Here is an 18,876-nt window from a genome sequence, read left to right on the forward strand (position 1 = left end):
ATGAGGATGAGTGTAGCTAGATTTGATGATCAGACTGCAAACGAATGATTTAGAAAATAGGCTTATGGATAAAGCAGTAGGGGGAGTTGCTGCTTAATGCAGCAAAGCTGTGGATAAGTTTTGATTTATACACATCGCTATTATTGAGATGCAAGCATGTTTTTATGGTCATTAATTGAGTCCTGGAACAGCACAGTCTGCTCTTAATGGACATGGTTCTCCTTGTGTCAGTTTATGCAGCATTGCTTTGATTTGATCAAGTTGGGCAATTTTTTCATCGATCCGGCTGAGCTTTTCCTGAAGGATTGTTTGGAGCTGTGCGGCAGGAATTTCATCTTGTACCGTCATTGCCAAGATCTGTTTAATTTCACTCAGCGCAAAGCCTAGATTTTTAGCAGTACGAATCAATTGGAGTTGTTGTAGGGTTTGTTCAGGGTAATCTTTATAGCCATTATTGCAGGTCATCGACTGGATCAACTGCATTTTTTCATAAAAGCGAATGGTATCTCGACTAAGATCGGCCTGTTTTGCCAACTGTCCAATCAACATAATGAATATCCTTTGTTATTTTAAAAAGTAATTGCATAAATCCCTTGACCATTGAGTGTACTCCATCCTTTAGCCTATGCCTATATTCAATCAAAAGAGCGTGAGAGATGGATCATAACAACTTCAGAATACAGCAAGATAAACCAGTCGCTTTGGTTGCAGGTGCAACAGGATTTATTGGTCGTTACTTAATTTTGGAACTCTTGAAACAGGGCTACTCGGTCTTTGCCTTGGTTCGGAATCAGGCGAAACAGCAAACAATACTTATGCATTGGCTTAGTCAAAAGGGTATTTCCTTGGATCAACTGATTTTTATTCAAGGTGATATAACGCAGGTGGATTTGGCCATCAGCCGCGAGGACTGGGACAAATTAAAGTCCGTCAACACCTTATATAATAGCAGTGGATTATTTGCATGGAATCTCAGTATGCAGCAGGCAAGGACTGTCAATGTTAAAGGTGCATTGAATTTATTAGATTGTGTGCATCAGCATTGTGATTTAAAACGCGCTGTCCATGTTTCGGGTTATATGTTGACGATTCAAAATCATTTAGAACAAGCGGGAGTTTGCCTTGATCGGCCTGACAAGACCAATTGGCTCGCAGTTTACCAGCATTTAGGTGCCTATGAGGCATCGAAAGTAGAAGCTCATTTTGCATGGATACAGCAGGCGCAACAGTTATCTGTTGACTGGACCATCATCCATCCAGCAACAGTTGTTGGCGATGAGGAGTCCGGTGAAATACCCACAAATCAGCCGATCGCGCAAATGATTGATTTGTTAAAGCGGGGAAAAATGAGCGCCATCCCTGCAACCGCCCAACATTATCTACCTCTGATCCGTGTCGATGATTTGTGTCAGATCATGGTGAAGGCATCGATGGATCAGGATTTAGTGAATCAATCGATGTTGGTAGTCAGCGAGCATCAGCTCAGCCTGCCTCAATTGACAGGCATGATTGCTGCTCAGTTGCAAGTCAAGGCTCCCACACGGCAGGTTCCGATCGGTTTATTGAAACTAATTTTAAAGTGGCAATGGTTGGCGAAGAAACTAGAAATGTCTACGGAAATGTTAGATTTCCTAAGAACTGAACCTTTAGAACAAGCCGATTTACAGCAGTTCAAACAGCGTTGGCAGATCTCAACCGGTAATGTAGAGGTGGCGATCCGTAAAACTACGGACTGGATCAACCAAGTAAGCTAAAGTCTTTTGCAAATAAAAAACAGCCAATCAAAAGATTGGCTGTTTTTTATTGAACCTGGTGACAAAAGACTACCAATGCTCACCTGGAAATAAACGTGCATAGGCGCGTTGGATCAGGTTTAATTTCTCTTGTTTACCCACAGAGGCGGTAGAGCTTGGGAACAAGTTATAACCAATGGACATTAAAATATTGTTGATGTCAGGCGCGATGGCATATGTAATTGACGCAAGGCGGCCGAGGTTGGTGGCAATTTTCTTTGGACGTTTCACGATGGCATAAGCAATCAAGTCTGCTGCTTCTTCTGGAGAAAGCGTCGGGACATATTTATAAATCTTGGTCGGTGCGATCATTGGCGTACGGACCAACGGCATATAAATAGAGGTGATCGCAATTTTGTGTGAATGAACTTCTGCAGACAAACAACGGCTAAATGCATCCAGCGCTGCTTTAGAAGCCACATACGCCGAGAAACGGGTTGCATTGGCCAATACACCAATCGAGCTGATGTTAATGATCTGACCATCTTTACGTTGCATCATATGCGGTAAGATATTCAGCACTAGACGAACTGCACCGAAATAATTGAGCTGCATGGTTCGTTCGAAGTCATGGAAGCGGTCCACTGACTCGTGTACGGCACGACGAATTGATCGACCTGCGTTGTTGACCAGAATATCGATATGATCCACCGCCGCCAAAATTTCTTTTGAAACGGCATCAATCGATTCCATTTCATTTAGATCACATGGAAAAACAGAGGCTTTACCTCCTTCAGCTTCGATTTCTGCTTTGACCTCATCTAACTTCTCTTTCGTACGAGCGAGCAATAAGACATGGGCACCTGCCTGAGCAAGATATTTTGAAACCGTTAAACCAATGCCACTTGATGCACCAGTGACAATGATTGTTTTACCGTCGACTTTTTGCTGAAAAAGTTTTTTGAGTTTTGCATTCATGTAAGTGTCCTACATTAATCACGCTGTTGTATGCAATGCTTTCTTATTGCGATTAACATTGCAATTTATTTTGGTCTAATAATAGTCGATATTTTTTGTTTGTCTAGTGTAAATATCTGAAAAATAATAGTTTTTAGATTAAAAGCTCTAAAGTAAGATGTTGTAATAGTTGAAAAAGAAATAATATTTTTGAGTATTTGTATAAAAATAAGCCCCGTATCCGGGGCTAATCGATTTCATTCAAATTAAACGTGTGCAAGGGCCTGTTCAAGATCCGCAATCAGGTCATCTACATGCTCAATCCCAATAGACAAGCGGACGAGGTCTTCACTGACCCCAGCTGACTTTAGCTCTTCGGCATTGAGTTGACGATGGGTGGTCGTCGCAGGATGGCAAGCCAGACTTTTGGCATCGCCAATGTTGACTAAGCGGGTAAATAGCTGTAATGCATCAATAAAACGTGTCCCCCCAGCCAATCCATCTTGGACGCCGAAAGACAGGATGGCGGAAGGTTTACCTTTCACATATTTTTGGGCCAAATGATGCTGTGGGTGATCGGAGAGGCCTGCATAATTCACCCATTTTACTTTCGGGTGCTGTTTTAAATATTCAGCAACCTTGATGGCATTTTCAGTATGGCGCTCCATGCGTAAGTTCAAAGTTTCCAGGCCTTGTAGAATCAAAAATACGCTGAGAGGGCTAATCGCGGCGCCTGTATTGCGCAATGGCACCACGCGCGCACGTGCAATATAAGCCGCTTCACCCAATACTTCGACATAATTCACACCGTGATAGCTTGGGTCTGGCGTATTCAGGGCTTTAAAGCGTTCAGGATATTTGCCCCAAGGGAATTTCCCACTATCGACAATCACGCCACCAATACTGTTGCCATGACCACCGATATATTTGGTCAGTGAATGAATCACAATATCTGCACCAAATTCAAAAGGTTTGAGCAACGCAGGTGTGGCCACCGTATTATCTACAATCACAGGTACGCCGTATTCATGTGCAATTTTGGCAATCACGTCTAAGTCGATGATATTGCCGAGTGGGTTACCGATCGACTCAACGAAGACCAGTTTGGTTTTATCATCAATAATCTGACGCAATGCCTCTGGGTTTTGATAGTCGAAGAAACGGACTTCAATGCCTTGCTTTGGCAAGGTGTGAGCAAACAGGTTATAAGTACCACCATATAAGGTCGATACCGATGCAATATTGTCACCCGCTTCGGCAATGGTTTGAATCGCATATGTAATCGCAGCCATGCCAGAGGCTAAAGCCAAGGCACCAATCCCGCCTTCCAGTGCTGCAATACGCTGTTCCAGCACGGCTGTGGTCGGATTCATGATTCGGGTATAGATATTGCCCTGTACTTTGAGATCAAATAAATCTGCACCATGTTGCGTATTATCAAAGGCATAAGAGGTCGTTTGATAAATCGGCACGGCCACGGCTTTGGTGGTCGCTTCTGGTGAATATCCCGCATGAATGGCTAAAGTTTCATCTTTATAGGTCATGATTACATCATCTACGTGAGTTAAATACTGACCGAGTCTAGCGCATATTTTATCCAAAATGGTGCATAAATTTTGCGCTGTATAGCGTTTTTCCTGATATAACCAGTGCTCTGCCCATGGAAAATCTTTTGATAAAAGTGAAATCATTCGATCCTGTAATGTCTTGAAAAATAAAATCTGCCGTTCGGGATAAACAAATCCTAACTTAACTTCAAGTCGATTGGGTTTTCAGCGTATAATACGCCCGATTATTTATTCGCTTTATTTGCGATGTATTGGTTTTTCAATTGAGGAGTCCTGCGTGGCCCAATATATTTATACGATGAACCGAGTGTCGAAAATGGTTCCGCCGAAGCGCGAAATCTTAAAAGACATCTCTTTATCATTTTTCCCGGGCGCAAAAATTGGTGTGCTTGGTTTGAACGGTGCAGGTAAGTCAACCTTACTCCGTATTATGGCTGGCGTAGATAAAGATTTCTCAGGTGAAGCACGTGCACAACCAGGAATCAAAATCGGCTACTTAGAACAAGAACCGCCACTTGATCCAAGCAAAGACGTTCGTGGTAACGTTGAAGATGGCGTACGTGAAGCACTGGATGCTTTGGCGCGTCTTGACCAGGTTTTTGCTGAATATGCTGAACCAGATGCAGATTTCGATGCACTTGCGAAAGAGCAGGAAAAATTGGAATCGATCATCCATGCATGGGATGCCCACAACCTGAACAATCAGCTTGAAATTGCTGCGGATGCATTGAACCTGCCCGCTTGGGACGCTGATGTATCCTTGCTTTCAGGTGGTGAACGTCGCCGTGTTGCACTGTGCCGTTTATTGTTGTCTAAGCCAGACATGTTACTTCTTGACGAACCGACCAACCATTTAGATGCTGAATCCGTGTCTTGGTTAGAGCGTTTCTTGAAAGACTTCCCAGGTACGATCGTGGCGATTACGCATGACCGTTATTTCTTGGATAACGTGGCTGAGTGGATTCTTGAACTTGACCGTGGACATGGTATTCCTTACCAAGGTAACTATTCTTCTTGGTTGGAACAGAAAAATGCCCGTTTAGAGCAGGAACAGAAACAAGAAGAATCTTTTGCTAAAGCATTGAAAAAAGAACTTGAATGGGTTCGTTCAAATGCCAAAGGTCAGCAAAAGAAAAACAAAGCGCGTATGGAACGTTTTGAAGAGCTTAACTCTAAAGAATTCCAACAACGTAATGAAACATCTGAAATCTACATTCCACCTGGCCCACGTTTGGGTAACAAAGTTGTGGAAGTGGAAGGGATCAGTAAATCATTCGATGGTCGCTTACTTTATGAAAACCTGACTTTCACTGTCCCTCCTACAGCGATTGTGGGTATCGTTGGTCCAAATGGTGCGGGTAAAACCACTTTATTCCGTATGATGACTGGCGAACAGCAACCGGATACGGGGACTGTGACTTTAGGTGAGTCAGTTAAAGTAGCTTACGTCGGTCAGATTCGTGACACCTTGGATAACAACAAAACGGTTTGGGAAGAAGTTTCTGGCGGTTTAGATATCCTGAAAATTGGTGATTATGAAATCGCATCACGTGCTTATATCGGTCGCTTTAACTTTAAAGGTCAAGATCAGCAAAAACGTGTAGGTGAATTGTCTGGTGGTGAACGTAACCGTTTACAACTGGCAAAGATCTTGCAGATGGGCGCAAACGTGATCTTGCTGGATGAGCCATCGAACGACTTGGATATCGAAACCTTACGTGCGCTTGAGGATGCAATTCTGGTCTTCCCAGGCACTGTGATGGTGGTATCGCATGACCGTTGGTTCCTTGACCGTATTGCAACGCATATCTTGTCATTTGAGAACGAACAGCCAGAATTCTACACAGGTAACTATGCAGAATATGAGGCTTACCGCCAATCTCGTTTAGGTGATGATGCCGCTCAAAAACGGACCAAGTACAAAAAAATCACAGGCTAAGACCTGAAACAAAAAACCAGCTTTTAAGCTGGTTTTTTTTAGCTTATGAAAAAGCCAGTTCACTAAATGCAGTATAAAGGTAATCTTTTGCCTGAGGATGGCCTTGGTTCATTGCTCTTTCTAGCCAATATTGGGCTTTTTTATAGTCCTTATCTAAACCGAGTTCACCGTGTAAGTAACTTTCACCTAATTTAAATGCGGCATTCGAATTACCTCTTAGTGCGGCACGTAAAAAGTACCACATTGCATTTCGATCATTAGAGGAAATGGTATAGTGATCTTCTTTATAGTGATCACTGATTGCTAAACTTTCGAAGAATTGTGCTTTATTAATTTCTCGCTCTGATTCAGGAACAGCATCATTCTCCTTAAAGCTAAGGAAACATGAGCGCAATTGTTGTTTTACGATATTTAGATTCATGGCAGTCTCCTTTAGTTCAAGCTTTTTCATTATTGTGATTTGAATATAAATCTTTTTATTAGTTTGTGTTAATTTATTTATGTATATAATGAGATTAAAATGTAAACACGGTCACGTTTATTTAAGCCGTTATATTAAAAAGAATGAACAGGGAGTATGATCCACTTTTTCTTCATATAGAAGGTCTTTATTGATTTAAATCAATGAGACTTTTTAGTTATAATAAATAAAGCTCATGATTGTATTTTAAAGAATGAGCTGATAATGCTAACCATTCAAAAGTGAGCGTTAGCATTAACCTCCAGCTATTTATTAAAATCGCCACGCAGATCTGACCAGATTAATAGCGGCGTAATGGTTACAACATCAAAAACCATGGCTAAAGGATATAACACCGTACGAGTTGCTCGTTTCACTGGATGTTTGGTGGTAATGGTTGTTTCTTGCTGTAGCTGAACAGGATATGGTACTGCTAATTTTTGCTGAATTTTTTGGCTATCCAAGCGCTGATACAACTGGCCTTTGAAAAAAACATTAATATAAGGATAAGGAGCGGTTTGCTGATTTTGAATCAAGTCAAAATTTTGTCTAAAGCCTAAAGACTTTAATAAATCCTTTTGCTTCTGATTGAGATCAACCATGCGGGTATTATATTGAATTTGTAAGACGCCACGAAAATGATTTGGATCTTCCATCGTGAGAAGCAAAGGAGATGCGCCGCTGAAAGATCGCTGTTGCGCTGGAATTGCATGCAGAAGCTTAAGTAGCTCAGCACTCCCATCCGTCATTAAATAATTAAAATCCTGACCAATAAACACCAGTCCTTGGCTTTGCTGGTTTTGAATGGCTTGCCCCAGTGCAATAATCTGGTCGGTTTTTATAGTATCGGTTTGAATGCGGCTGGTCTCATTGGGAAGTGCTGTTGAAAGAAGGGTGGTGGCACATCCGCTGAGGTTAAGCCCCAAAGCCAACAGCAAAATAGAGAAGATTTTAGACATAAAATACCTGTCAAAGAAAAATTATAGTGATCAAAGTCGACGAAAAAACTTTTTAAATCAGTGAGAAATTGACTAAAAATTGTTTTGTAATTTTATTACATCGCGATAGCCTGCTATAGTGCCTTTGTGCAATTTACTGTAAGGGTGTGCTGTTGCAACGCTCAACTGTTTTCGTGACCGTCTTGCTGAGTCTGTTCATGTTCCAAAGTTTCTGGAATGTGGCGGCAGCGTTTTGCGCGCATGAAACCTCAAGTGAGTACAGCAGCCTAAACCATTTCGGGCATCATGTACCAGAGAAAAAGCAAGTCGTGGTAGATCAGGATGTCTCTGACTTACCGATGCCGCTCAGTCTGCAAGATCATCATGATCATTTACCTTCCTGCTTCCATGTGGTGGTGGCTGAAGTTCAACAGCAACTGAATGAACCCATGTTGCGGATGCATAAAGCAGAACAAAAATATTACTGGTCTAATTCGTATCAGTCCCCACATTTAATCGGATTAAATCCGCCCCCTGTATTGACCCCGCTATAGGTGGGGTAGCCGAAAAATAGCCCACCGTAATCTTATTATTTTGCGGGGCTTTATATGTCTTTTCGTTTAAATCAGCGTATCCATGCGATTGAGCAGCATACGCAGAAAAATCGTATTCAATTGTCATTGCAGTGGTCAGTCATCGCGATTGCCTTAAGCACTGCCGTTTTGAGTCCATCCATTGCAGCAGAGACGTTGCTTGATGCCAATCAACCACCAAGCAAGGTGGTACAACGTAACCTGAGCTTTGAACAAGTTTTGCAAGATGTTAAACAACATCAAGCAAGCATGGGGGTATGGCAAACCCAGCAGGGGATTGCCGAGGCCAATGTCAAACAAGCCGCTTTATGGGCAAACCCAAGTGTCTCTATCCAGCAAACGGATTTCAGGTCTGGTAAGGATAAAGAGCTTGAATTTGGTGTGTCGCAAAAACTGGATGTTTTTGGCCAACGCCGTGCTGCGGTCAAACTCGCCGATGTGCAAGCGACCCAAGTGGGGCTTAATCAGGCGCTTTACGACGCGCAGCTAGAGCTCGCTGTCAAATATCTTTGGTCACAAGTGGTGATTTTAGAGCTTGAGCATGATGTGGTACAGGCACAGTTAAAAACCAGTCAGGCGACTTTAGATGCGACACGTTTAAGACTGAAAGCAGGCAGTATCGCACAGGTCGATTTAGACCGTACGTTAATGGCACATATTGAGAATCAGCGTTTATTTCAGCAAACCGAACTGGCTTTAGCCACAGCAAAGCGTCAGTTGGCAAATTTGTGGGGCAGTACCGACAATCGCTACTCCGCTGAAATGGCCAATGCTTGGCCGCAGCAACAAGATTTGCAAAGCTATTTGCAGGACAATTTATTTGAGCGTGCAATTCAGCTCGATATTGTGCGACAAAAAGCCAATATTGATTATTTAAAAGCATCCAACCGCCCGAATCCAACGATCAATCTGGGCATGGTGCAAAGTAAAAGTGCAGATACAAACTCCACGGATAACAAGTTCAGAGTGGGTGTCGAGATTCCTTTGAATATTTTTAACCGTCAGCAATATTCTCTGCGGATTGCCAACGCCAAACAAGATTTGCTGGTCAAACAGCAGCAGTTTTACAAACAGCAAAACTTAAATGCCATTCAGACACTTACCGCTGAACTGATGGGTTTAAAACAACAGTTTGATTTGGTCAACCAACGACAAATTCCACTGTCTGAAAGCGTACAAGAAAAAATGTTGCTGGGTTTTAAAGTGGGTAAATATGCCATTACCGATGTGCAGCAAGCCACCATGCAATTGCAAGATCAGCGTTTAAATAAAGTGCAATTGCTGAAAAGTGCATGGCAAAAACAAATTGAAGCGGAGAGTTTAGCACTCGGTATTGAGCCAAGTGTTGTGAGCTCAACAGATGCTTTAAACCAGATTAATCAAACCCTTTGGAAAGATACCAATAACCTTCCCACTGTAGTAGGAGCAGAATAATGTCGACAAATAAATCTAAAAAGCAGTGGTTTTGGGTCATTCTGGTTGTCGTGGTTGGCTTAGTCCTCAGCGCATTATTATTTTTCACTGGCAAGAACAAAGCTGGTGGTGATGCCGCTAGTGCGGGCGATAGCCATGCTGAGGGTGAAGACGGGCATGCAGAAGGTGAAGCTGGGCAAAGCAAGGAAAGTGAGGAAGGCAGTTTAAATCTAAGCCCCAAACAGATGACTGAATATGGCGTTAAACTGGCTCAGGTGGGTGTTGGCGAGGTGGGTCAGCAATTTGCCTATCCTGCGAAATTGGTAACCAATACTGATCAACAAGCGCATGTTTCAGCAACCTTTGCTGGACGTGTAGAAAGCGTCAATGCCGTACTGGGTCAACAGGTCAAGAAAGGGCAGGTGTTAGCTACATTATTCATTCCGGATTTAGTCGATCAACAAGCCAATTTAAGTATTGCGCAGCAAGCGTTAACGCTTGCCCAACAAGACTATCAGCGTGAAAAACAACTCTGGGAACAAGGTGTTTCGGCACGTCAGGATTATCAACGTGCCTACAATGCCTATCGTCAGGCGCAGATTCAGGTACAGGCTGCACGAAGCCGTCTATCTGCCTTGGGTGCATCCAGTGGCAGTCAGGGGCGCTATGTCTTGACCGCACCGTTAAGTGGGGTGGTGAGCCTGAAAGATATTGTGGTTGGTGAGCAAATTACTGCAGATAAGCAGCTCTTTGTGATTGATCAGCTGGATCAACTCTGGATTGAATTTATTTTACCGAGCGTGAATAACATCAATGTCCAACCCGATCAGCAGATCGAGTTTAAATCACTGCAAACCAATAATAGCTTTAAAGCACAAATTCAGACCTTAACTACAGCAGCAGATACGCAAACGGGTCGTTTGCAGGTACGTGCCAAAGTGTTAACGCCTGCCAAAGAATTACGACCAAACTTAATGGTGAATGTGCTGCTAGATGGCACCGATAAAAAACCTGTGTTGCGGGTTGCCAAAGCCGCGATTCAGCAGATCGATGGCAAAGCCACGGTTTTTGTGGCCAAGCAAGAAAAAGACCAAATGCATTTCACGCCAACACCTGTTCAGCTCGGCAGTTATTCAAGTGATGGGCAATGGGTGGAAATTCAATCTGGCCTGACTGAAAAGCAACAATATGTTAGTCAAGGCAGTTTCCTTTTGAAATCTGAGATCGAGAAAGGAGAGGCCGAGCATGGACACTAAGGATAATTTGGGGCTTCCGCCTGCGGAAGGCCTATTTGATCGGATTATTCAGTTTTCAATCCGCAATGCGATCTGGGTCATGCTGTTTGTGGTGGCATGGATCGGGGTTGGGATTTATAGCTATCAGAAGCTTTCGATTGATGCCGTCCCTGACATTACCAATGTACAGGTACAAATTAACAGTCAGGCTGGTGGCTTTACTGCGCCTGAAGTTGAGCAACGGATTACCTATCCGATTGAAAATGCCATGTCTGGTATTCCAAATCTGGAACAGACCCGCTCAATCTCACGCTATGGCTTATCGCAAGTCACGGTGATTTTTAAAGATGGAACCGATATTTATTGGGCGCGTCAGCTGATTAATCAGCGCTTGCAGGAAGCCAAGAGTGCTTTGCCAGATGATATTGACCCGCAAATGTCACCGATTTCAACCGGTCTGGGGGAGATTTATCAATGGGTGGTCAAGGCGGAACCAAATGCGAAAAAAGCAGATGGGACGCCGTATCAAGCCATGGATTTGCGTGAAATTCAGGACTGGATTATTCGCCCTCAATTACAGCGAGTGCCAGGCGTTGCAGAAATTAATACCATCGGGGGATATAACAAGACCTATGTGGTTTCTCCTGATTTAAAACGTTTGCAACAACTGCAAATTCCGTTATCCGATTTGCAAACGGTGCTGACCGAAAATAATGAAAACCGCGGTGCGGGTTTTATTGAAGAAAATGGTCAACAGCTCACCGTGCGTATTCCAGGTATGCTGAAAACCGTACAAGATATTGAAAACGTGACGGTCAGCACCAAAAATGGTTTGCCGATCCGTGTTGCTGATGTCGCAACCGTTTCGATTGGCCATGATTTGAGAACTGGTGGTGCGACCTATAACGGTGAAGAAACGGTACTGGGTATCGCGATGATGATGATGGGCGAGAACAGTAAATCGATCGCCCAGGCACTCGACAGCAAAATGCAGGAAATCAAACGCTCATTGCCTGAAGGGGTGGTGATTGAAACTGTATACAACCGTAGTAATTTAGTGGATAAGGCCATTAAAACGGTAGCCAAAAACCTGATTGAAGGTGCAATCCTGGTGATTGTGATTCTGTTTGTGTTCTTGGGGAACTTCCGTGCCGCATTAATTACCGCCTGTATTATTCCTTTGTCGATGTTGTTTACCCTGACGGGGATGGCGGAACAGAAAATCAGTGCCAACCTGATGAGTCTCGGGGCACTGGATTTTGGGATTATCGTCGATGGTGCAGTGGTGATTGTTGAAAACTGTATTCGACGGCTAGCCGAAGCACAACATCATAAGGGGCGATTGCTGACCCGTTCTGAACGTTTCACCGAAGTTTTCTTGGCAGCGAAACAAGCGCGACGTCCACTGATTTTTGGACAAATCATTATTATGGTGGTGTATTTACCGATCTTTGCGTTGGCTGGTGTGGAAGCAAAAATGTTCCATCCTATGGCAATGACGGTGGTGTTGGCCTTGATCGGTGCCATTATTTTATCAGTGACCTTTGTCCCTGCGGCAGTGGCTTTATTTGTTACTGGTGAAGTGAAAGAGAAAGAAAGTCGCTGGATGGCGGCATTAAAGCGCAATTATGAGGCCTTATTGGATAAAGCCTATGCTTTCCGTTATGTCGTGATAGCAGGAGCAGTCACGATTTTAGTCTTAACTGCTGCAATCGGCTCGCGCGTCGGCAGCGAGTTTGCACCACAACTGAGTGAGGGTGACTTTGCCTTGCAGTTGATGCGTGCGCCGAGTACCGGGATTGAAGAGTCACTCAAAATTCAGGAAAGCGTTGAGAAGCAATTACTCGCAGAATTTCCTGAAATCAAAGCGATTTTTGCACGGACAGGGACCGCAGAGGTGGCAACGGATGTGATGCCACCAAACATTTCCGATGCCGTGGTGTTATTAAAACCGCGTGATCAATGGCCAGATAAGTCGGAAACCATCGATGACCTTCGGACTCGAATGTTGGCTTATGTGGAGAAAATCCCGGGTAATAACAGTGAGTTTTCACAACCGATTGAACTACGTTTTAATGAATTAATTTCAGGTGTGCGCAGTGATATTGGGGTGAAGGTGTTTGGTGATGATATGCAGGTCTTGAATCAAGAGGCTGAAAAAGTTGCTCAAACTCTGAAAACCATTACTGGTTCGAGCGAAGTTAAAGTCGAGCAGACGGACGGTTTACCGTTGTTGAATGTGGATATTGATCATGCACTGGCGGCGCAATATGGCTTGTCGGTGAAATCGATCCAAGATTTGGTTGCCGCAAGTATTGGTGGTCAAAGTGTCGGGCAGATTTTACAGGGCGACCGCCGTTTCGATTTTGTCGTACGTTTAGATGATGTGATGCGTACGCCACAACAATTGGCCATGTTACCGATCCAACTCCCGAATGGCGGATTAATCAAATTGCAAGACGTTGCAAAAGTGGAAAACATTTTAGGCTTGGCTCAGGTCAGTCGTGAGAATGGGAAACGCCGTGTCGTGGTGACCACCAACGTTCGAGATCGCGACTTAGGCTCGTTTGTGGGTGAGATGCAACAGAAGTTATCACAGCAAAAATTACCAAGCGGTTATTGGCTGGGTTATGGTGGGCAATTTGAAAATCTTGCCTCGGCTAAAGCCAGAATGCAGATTGTGGTGCCATTGGCCTTGTTGATGATCTTTATTCTGTTGATGGCTGTGTTTAACAATTTTAAAGAAAGTTTGTTGGTCTTTAGTGGTGTACCGTTTGCGCTGTCGGGTGGATTGGTGGCGCTGTGGCTACGTGATATCCCATTGTCCATGTCCGCAGGGGTGGGGTTTATTGCCCTTTCGGGTGTTGCAGTATTAAATGGTTTGGTGATGCTCAGCTTTATTAAAGAGCTGCGGGCACAATATGATGTTCATTATGCTACCTGGCATGGCGCGATATTGCGTTTACGTCCCGTTCTGATGACTGCTTTTGTTGCATCGCTTGGTTTTATTCCGATGGCGATCGCTACAGGTACGGGTGCAGAAGTACAGCGTCCACTGGCAACCGTGGTGATTGGTGGGATTATTTCATCCACCTTGCTGACCTTACTGATCCTGCCCGTGGTATATCGTTGGATGAATGAAGCGAAACAGAGCAAACATCAGGAAAGTGCAATTTAATCCGTTTATGTTATCTTCTTAATGAAGCACTTGATTAAGAAGAATCTGAACCAGCCAAAGCGATTTTCGCTTTGGCTGACGGTAAGACTGCAACAGGTCTTGCTTTGATAATGATAAAAGGAGTCCTACATGAGTGGACATCAAGGGCATGACCATAGTCATGCAGCAGTCACAGAAGGTAATATCAAAAAACTCACCATTGCGCTGATACTGACTTCAACCTTCTTGGTGGTTGAAGTGGTCGCAGGTTTAATAACGCAAAGTTTAGCCTTACTGTCCGATGCAGCGCATATGTTTACCGATGCCGCTGCGTTGGCGATTGCGTTGGTGGCGATTAAAATTGCCAAACGTCCAGCGGATAACAAGCGCACATTTGGCTATCAGCGTTTTGAGATTCTGGCAGCATTGTTTAATGCGTCGATGTTGTTCTTTGTGGCCATGTATATCCTGTACGAAGCGTATCAGCGCTTTACGCAACCGCCTGAAATTCAAAGTGTTGGTATGTTGATTGTGGCGAGCTTGGGCCTGATTATTAATCTCATTTCCATGAAGCTGTTAATGTCCAGTGCAGCAGAAAGCCTGAATATGAAAGGTGCCTATCTGGAAGTGTTGAGTGATGCACTGGGTTCAGTCGCAGTTATCGTGGGTGCGGTCATTATCTATTACACCAACTGGTACTGGGTTGATACCATTCTTGCGGTCGCGATTGGTTTCTGGGTCTTACCGAGAACATGGATTCTGCTCAAGCAGAGTATCAATATTTTATTGGAAGGCGTGCCTGAAGAAGTGGATATTGAAAAGCTCAGAAATGATTTACTGGCGTTAGAGGGTGTTGAAAGTATCCATCAGTTGAAGGTCTGGGCAATTACCTCAAAGAATATTCATTTGACTGTTCATCTGTTCGCACCAAATGCTGATCGTAATCAGTTGCATCGTGCTGCCACGGAAATGTTATCGCATGAGCATGGCATTGCTGAAGTGACTTTGCAGATTGAAGATGATGCAGAAATCAACTGTCAGCATACCCATCAACATGCTGACAATGAAGAACAGGCTCATTCACATCAGCATTAAGCTGATGTGAATCTCCATCTCGATATTTTAGTTCTGCCACTCATGATTGCAGTCACGGCATTTCCAATATTTCTGTGCCTGCATAAACGCTTGCATAGAAATTTTAAAATCAGGTAGATCACGCCAGAATAGAACACCTGCAATGACACAGATTGCAAAGACGACAACCGTCGCAATTTGCAGGCCTTGTCCCGCACCATTGCCAAAAATCCACATGCCAACGCTGATCAGCACCAAGAGCAATAAAATAAAAATTGCTGGAACTAAAAGCACCAAACTTTTAGGTACATTCGGACGGGGGCTGTTCATCCCTTGACTGACAGGCATGATTTTTGCGCTTTGACATTTGGGGCAACGATATTGCATAGAGAATTCCTATTCGGTTTTGTTCATTTTAACGAAAATTATGTGAAAGCAAAAATCCTGAGCCTTTCAAATACATAAATTTACTTATTTTTATTGTTTATCGTACTCCAGCGTCAAGCATCGTATTGGCTTTAGAAGCGCTGCGACAGCTCGTCTAAAGCCATTCGCAAAAGCAGGGGCAGTCTGCTAAGTTGCAACTTGAGCAGGCTGAAGAATGCGAAAGGAAGCGCATGTTACCCACCAAGATTCTCAAATTGCGTTTAGCGCGTATTCAGAAGGGAAAAGAACATCTGTCAGCTCAAGAGAAGCTCATGCTGGTGACGATGCAAAGCCCTGACCTCAGTGCGCATTTTCTGTTACGTTTATTTAAAGTGGTTTTACCCAAACAATGGCAATTCAGGCATGAGAATGCGGAAGACATGCTCTATGCTGACCAATTGATTCAGCTGATTGAAGATGAATTGCTAAATGCCTATGAGTCACATGCACGTAAACATGCATGGTATGAACAGTGTTTGGTCTATAGACTGAATTTCATTGTGAAACAGCCGAATCAGCAACACATCAATGGCTATCTGCGTCAGTTGGATCGCTGTCTGGATCAACAACCGAAAATTGATCTCTTGCATTATTTCCAACAACATTATCCGAGTGCACAACATGCGATTGCACTGGCCAAAGCTTATGCCGGGGCGACGCAATACACGCAAGCGATTGAATACTATGAATGGGCAGCACAACAATCGCAACAACGCAATGAAAGCGCTTTTTATGCTTATATTGATTGTTTATTAAGTCGCAATCAGCCTGAATACCAGCCACAGCTGAGTGATGTTGAATATGCGCTGTATTTGTTGTTGCATCATCTGAAGCCGATTGACCAAAAAAATCAGAACCAACGATTACAACGTGCAGTCAGCTTATTATTACCCAAGTCCATTCTGCAAACACGGACATCAAATCCCCCTCTGCTGGCCGATTTGGGGCGTGGTCTAAATTCACTGGGAAAATCCTTAAATAGCATTTTGGGTGTTAAGCAAGTGCATCTTCCTTTTAGTCAGGAGGTGATTGCAACTGCACCACAGCTTTTAACCGGGCAGAGTGTGTTCACCAGCTTGCATCAGCAAAATACGATGCAAGCCGCATGGCAGCATCTGCTGGCGCAAGGTATGAGCAGTACAGGGCAAGCCGATCTACCGCTAACTTGTTTATGGCAAGCCATCCAACAGAATGCAGAGATTTTGTGCTTATTACAGCACCCTGTTCAATATGCGGTATTGCTTGATCAACTGAGCCAGACTGATTCGGAACCAAAGCGAGATTTTGATTTAGGTCATATTCAGATCATCTTGGAACAAGGTTTGATGAGCTATTTAGGTGATATTCGTTTGAATAAACGGCATCCTGAACGGAATGCACTTTATATGCAACGAGATGTGGTTGTTCAAGATATGATTGCTTTTGCATTCTGGTTTAATCAGGAGGTTTTAAGTCCTCATCTGCAACAACAGACTCAACAGCTTCGCCAGGTTCAAGGATTGTTGAGACAATTGGATGCATCAGCTTTAATCAGTCATTTATTTGCATTGCAGTTTGAAATGCATAAACGTGTGCACGATCTCGCTGACTGGATGATGCTAAAACTGGTTAAAGGTAGTCAGTTTGAGCAAATGCAAGCCGCATGGGTGGCTTTACGTGAATTATCGAATTTCGGTGTTGGGCAAGAGCACGTACGGCAGTTGGGATCGATTTTAGAACAGTATAAAGTGCTGCGTTTAGAGCAAATTCAGATGCTTGGCTCTGACGATAGACAAGCATCTATTCAGGTTGATGAACCATAGAATTTTATCTAAAACTGCTGTTGGTCTGATGTGGCAAATAATTTGAAGCGATGCAACAAAAATACGCAAATCACAGCGCAGAGCATGCTAATCTACAGAAAAATATCTAATAAGTTCAGAAAGCAGATTGATGCTCATAAGAAATGAGTCTGTAAGAAAGGGAAGAGGGAGAGCATCTTGAATCGACAAGATGATAAAAAGGCGATGTTCGATATAATGCCGGCTGATGCGGAAGTTTCTGCCGAGAAACCATCATTATCACGTCGACTGATTAATAAAACATTGCAGCATGCACAGGATGCGGTGGAATTTGCCAGTGATACGTCGCGCAATATTGCGGGTGTGGCAGATGCAGCACTCGATGCCCTGGATCATGTCACACATCATACCAAGCGTGGTGTCGAAGGAGTGCGCAATACCGTACGAGATATGGTATCGGAGACCAGTGAAGCAGCACGTCAGGTGGCTTTGGCCATGGCGAGAGCCTCTTTGGGCAAAAGTAGTCTGACCTTGTATCTACCCGAAATGTTGCTCAATAATCAAATTCGCAAGCGAATGGATCGTAGCGAAATTGATGACATTAAAATTGAATGTGGGAATGACCGTTTCCATATTGAATTGGATGGGCACTATCGCCGTTTTCTATATCGTCTTTCACTCGAATTTAATGTCTTAGAGTGTCGTATCGGACAAGAAAAATATTTACGTTTACGACAGGTTGATGAGCATCTTGATTTGCAAATCCGTCATGGCGGAACCCTGACCAATTGGGCAGCACGTCGTGTTGGCAATGTCAGTTTTGAATTAATTAACTCCTTACCAATTCCGTTTTTGATTAATCATCTGATCCGTGATGTGCCTGGCATTCAAAAAGAAGGGCATCGCTTATGGTATATCGATCTGGAAGAAGCAGGCTTTATTGATTTCATTAATAACCGCTCATGGATGGTGGATAAGTTATTAAACCTGACTGATTTTAGTATTTTACCGGGCTTAAATATCTTGCAAGAAAGCCGTGAGCTGGTCCAGCAACTGGTGGATCAATTCGAGATCCGTGGTCTGCGTGTACAGTCTGGACGATTAGAAGTTCAGGTCGGGATTGGAACTGAATAGGCAATAAAAAAGCCACTGTCAATGCAGTGGCTTTTTCAGAATTTGGCGTCCCTACGGGGATTCGAACCCCGGTTACCGCCGTGAAAGGGCGATGTCCTAGGCCTCTAGACGATAGGGACATATCTGAGGAAGTTTACCTGAGCGGTATATGTAATACATACTGATCGCTAGGCCTAAATTCTTGGCAAAGATTTAATTCTTTGCTTTTCCTCGAATTTAGTGGCGTCCCTACGGGGATTCGAACCCCGGTTACCGCCGTGAAAGGGCGATGTCCTAGGCCTCTAGACGATAGGGACGTTTCAGAGGTGGGCGTATATTAGGGTGAATCGGTTGGGGTGTCAAACACTTTTCTCAAGAAAATCTAAAAAAAGTGGATAAGTGTTTAAAAATAAAACATGTTGCGGAATAAATAATCAAAAATAAGCAGTTAAGTAAAAATGTTGAGAAAATAATGTGTTTAAAGGTAAA

15 protein-coding genes and 2 tRNA genes are annotated in these 18,876 nt (G+C 43.6%); 9 read left to right on the top strand and 8 right to left on the bottom strand.

The genetic code is table 11. The features are described 5' to 3' along the window. Positions 1 to 171: 171 nt before the first annotated feature. A complete protein-coding gene (locus NQU59_RS04750) occupies positions 172 to 549 on the bottom strand; it encodes a MerR family DNA-binding protein (protein ID WP_005238312.1) in 378 nt (125 codons plus the stop codon). A gap of 107 nt (positions 550 to 656) precedes the next feature. Between NQU59_RS04750 and NQU59_RS04755 the strand changes: the two genes are divergently transcribed. Further along, a complete protein-coding gene (locus NQU59_RS04755) occupies positions 657 to 1,754 on the top strand; it encodes an SDR family NAD(P)-dependent oxidoreductase (protein WP_257065229.1) in 1,098 nt (365 codons plus the stop codon). A gap of 69 nt (positions 1,755 to 1,823) precedes the next feature. On the opposite strand, the gene NQU59_RS04760 is transcribed toward NQU59_RS04755, so the two are convergent. Further along, on the bottom strand, positions 1,824 to 2,711 hold the full coding sequence (locus tag NQU59_RS04760; protein WP_005238314.1) for an SDR family NAD(P)-dependent oxidoreductase: 888 nt from the start codon (positions 2,709 to 2,711) through the stop codon (positions 1,824 to 1,826). Between the two features lie 245 nt (positions 2,712 to 2,956). Further along, on the bottom strand, positions 2,957 to 4,234 hold the full coding sequence (locus NQU59_RS04765; protein ID WP_005238315.1) for an O-acetylhomoserine aminocarboxypropyltransferase/cysteine synthase family protein: 1,278 nt from the start codon (positions 4,232 to 4,234) through the stop codon (positions 2,957 to 2,959). A gap of 301 nt (positions 4,235 to 4,535) precedes the next feature. Between NQU59_RS04765 and ettA the strand changes: the two genes are divergently transcribed. Further along, entirely contained in the window at positions 4,536 to 6,197 is a 1,662-nt protein-coding gene (gene ettA, locus NQU59_RS04770; protein WP_005238316.1) for an energy-dependent translational throttle protein EttA, read from the top strand. Positions 6,198 to 6,240: 43 nt separating this feature from the next. Here the strand turns inward: ettA and NQU59_RS04775 are convergent, their stop codons facing one another. Further along, positions 6,241 to 6,618 (bottom strand): tetratricopeptide repeat protein, encoded by a 378-nt coding sequence (locus NQU59_RS04775; protein WP_005238327.1) that lies wholly within the window; start codon positions 6,616 to 6,618, stop codon positions 6,241 to 6,243. 305 nt (positions 6,619 to 6,923) lie between these two features. Beyond that, positions 6,924 to 7,616 carry a hypothetical protein gene (locus NQU59_RS04780; protein WP_257065230.1) on the bottom strand — a complete coding sequence of 231 codons (693 nt, stop codon included), beginning with the start codon at positions 7,614 to 7,616 and terminating at the stop codon, positions 6,924 to 6,926. A 152-nt stretch (positions 7,617 to 7,768) separates the two neighbouring features. Between NQU59_RS04780 and NQU59_RS04785 the strand changes: the two genes are divergently transcribed. The 5 genes from NQU59_RS04785 to NQU59_RS04805 all read left to right on the top strand — a co-directional run bounded on the left by NQU59_RS04785 (position 7,769) and on the right by NQU59_RS04805 (position 15,088). Then, complete coding sequence (locus tag NQU59_RS04785; RefSeq protein WP_202948693.1) at positions 7,769 to 8,149, top strand: cation efflux protein, CzcI-like; 381 nt, start codon at positions 7,769 to 7,771, stop codon at positions 8,147 to 8,149. Positions 8,150 to 8,203: 54 nt separating this feature from the next. Then, the gene (locus NQU59_RS04790) at positions 8,204 to 9,622 is read left to right on the top strand and encodes a TolC family protein (RefSeq protein WP_005238334.1); all 1,419 of its coding nucleotides are present in this window, start codon (positions 8,204 to 8,206) and stop codon (positions 9,620 to 9,622) included. After that, positions 9,622 to 10,857, top strand: coding sequence for an efflux RND transporter periplasmic adaptor subunit (locus NQU59_RS04795; RefSeq protein ID WP_257065231.1), 1,236 nt, complete (start codon positions 9,622 to 9,624; stop codon positions 10,855 to 10,857). The genes NQU59_RS04790 and NQU59_RS04795 overlap by 1 nt, the downstream gene beginning before the upstream one ends. Continuing rightward, positions 10,847 to 14,014 (top strand): efflux RND transporter permease subunit, encoded by a 3,168-nt coding sequence (locus NQU59_RS04800; protein ID WP_257065232.1) that lies wholly within the window; start codon positions 10,847 to 10,849, stop codon positions 14,012 to 14,014. Before NQU59_RS04795 ends, NQU59_RS04800 begins: the two co-directional genes overlap by 11 nt. A gap of 129 nt (positions 14,015 to 14,143) precedes the next feature. Continuing rightward, positions 14,144 to 15,088, top strand: a complete 945-nt coding sequence (locus tag NQU59_RS04805; protein WP_257065233.1) for a cation diffusion facilitator family transporter — start codon at positions 14,144 to 14,146, stop codon at positions 15,086 to 15,088. 27 nt (positions 15,089 to 15,115) lie between these two features. Here the strand turns inward: NQU59_RS04805 and NQU59_RS04810 are convergent, their stop codons facing one another. Continuing rightward, positions 15,116 to 15,454, bottom strand: coding sequence for a hypothetical protein (locus NQU59_RS04810; protein ID WP_005238340.1), 339 nt, complete (start codon positions 15,452 to 15,454; stop codon positions 15,116 to 15,118). Positions 15,455 to 15,684: 230 nt separating this feature from the next. Between NQU59_RS04810 and NQU59_RS04815 the strand changes: the two genes are divergently transcribed. Further along, on the top strand, positions 15,685 to 17,295 hold the full coding sequence (locus NQU59_RS04815; protein ID WP_257065234.1) for a hypothetical protein: 1,611 nt from the start codon (positions 15,685 to 15,687) through the stop codon (positions 17,293 to 17,295). Between the two features lie 177 nt (positions 17,296 to 17,472). Then, entirely contained in the window at positions 17,473 to 18,408 is a 936-nt protein-coding gene (locus tag NQU59_RS04820) for a hypothetical protein (RefSeq protein ID WP_004657391.1), read from the top strand. A 43-nt stretch (positions 18,409 to 18,451) separates the two neighbouring features. On the opposite strand, the gene NQU59_RS04825 is transcribed toward NQU59_RS04820, so the two are convergent. Together NQU59_RS04825 and NQU59_RS04830 are read right to left on the bottom strand one after the other, a co-directional pair. Beyond that, positions 18,452 to 18,527: transfer RNA gene (locus tag NQU59_RS04825), tRNA-Glu, on the bottom strand. 101 nt (positions 18,528 to 18,628) lie between these two features. After that, positions 18,629 to 18,704, bottom strand: a tRNA-Glu gene (locus tag NQU59_RS04830). Positions 18,705 to 18,876 lie beyond the last annotated feature (172 nt).

Origin of the sequence: Acinetobacter colistiniresistens (assembly GCF_024582815.1) — a bacterium.
Classification (GTDB): Bacteria; Pseudomonadota; Gammaproteobacteria; order Pseudomonadales; family Moraxellaceae; genus Acinetobacter.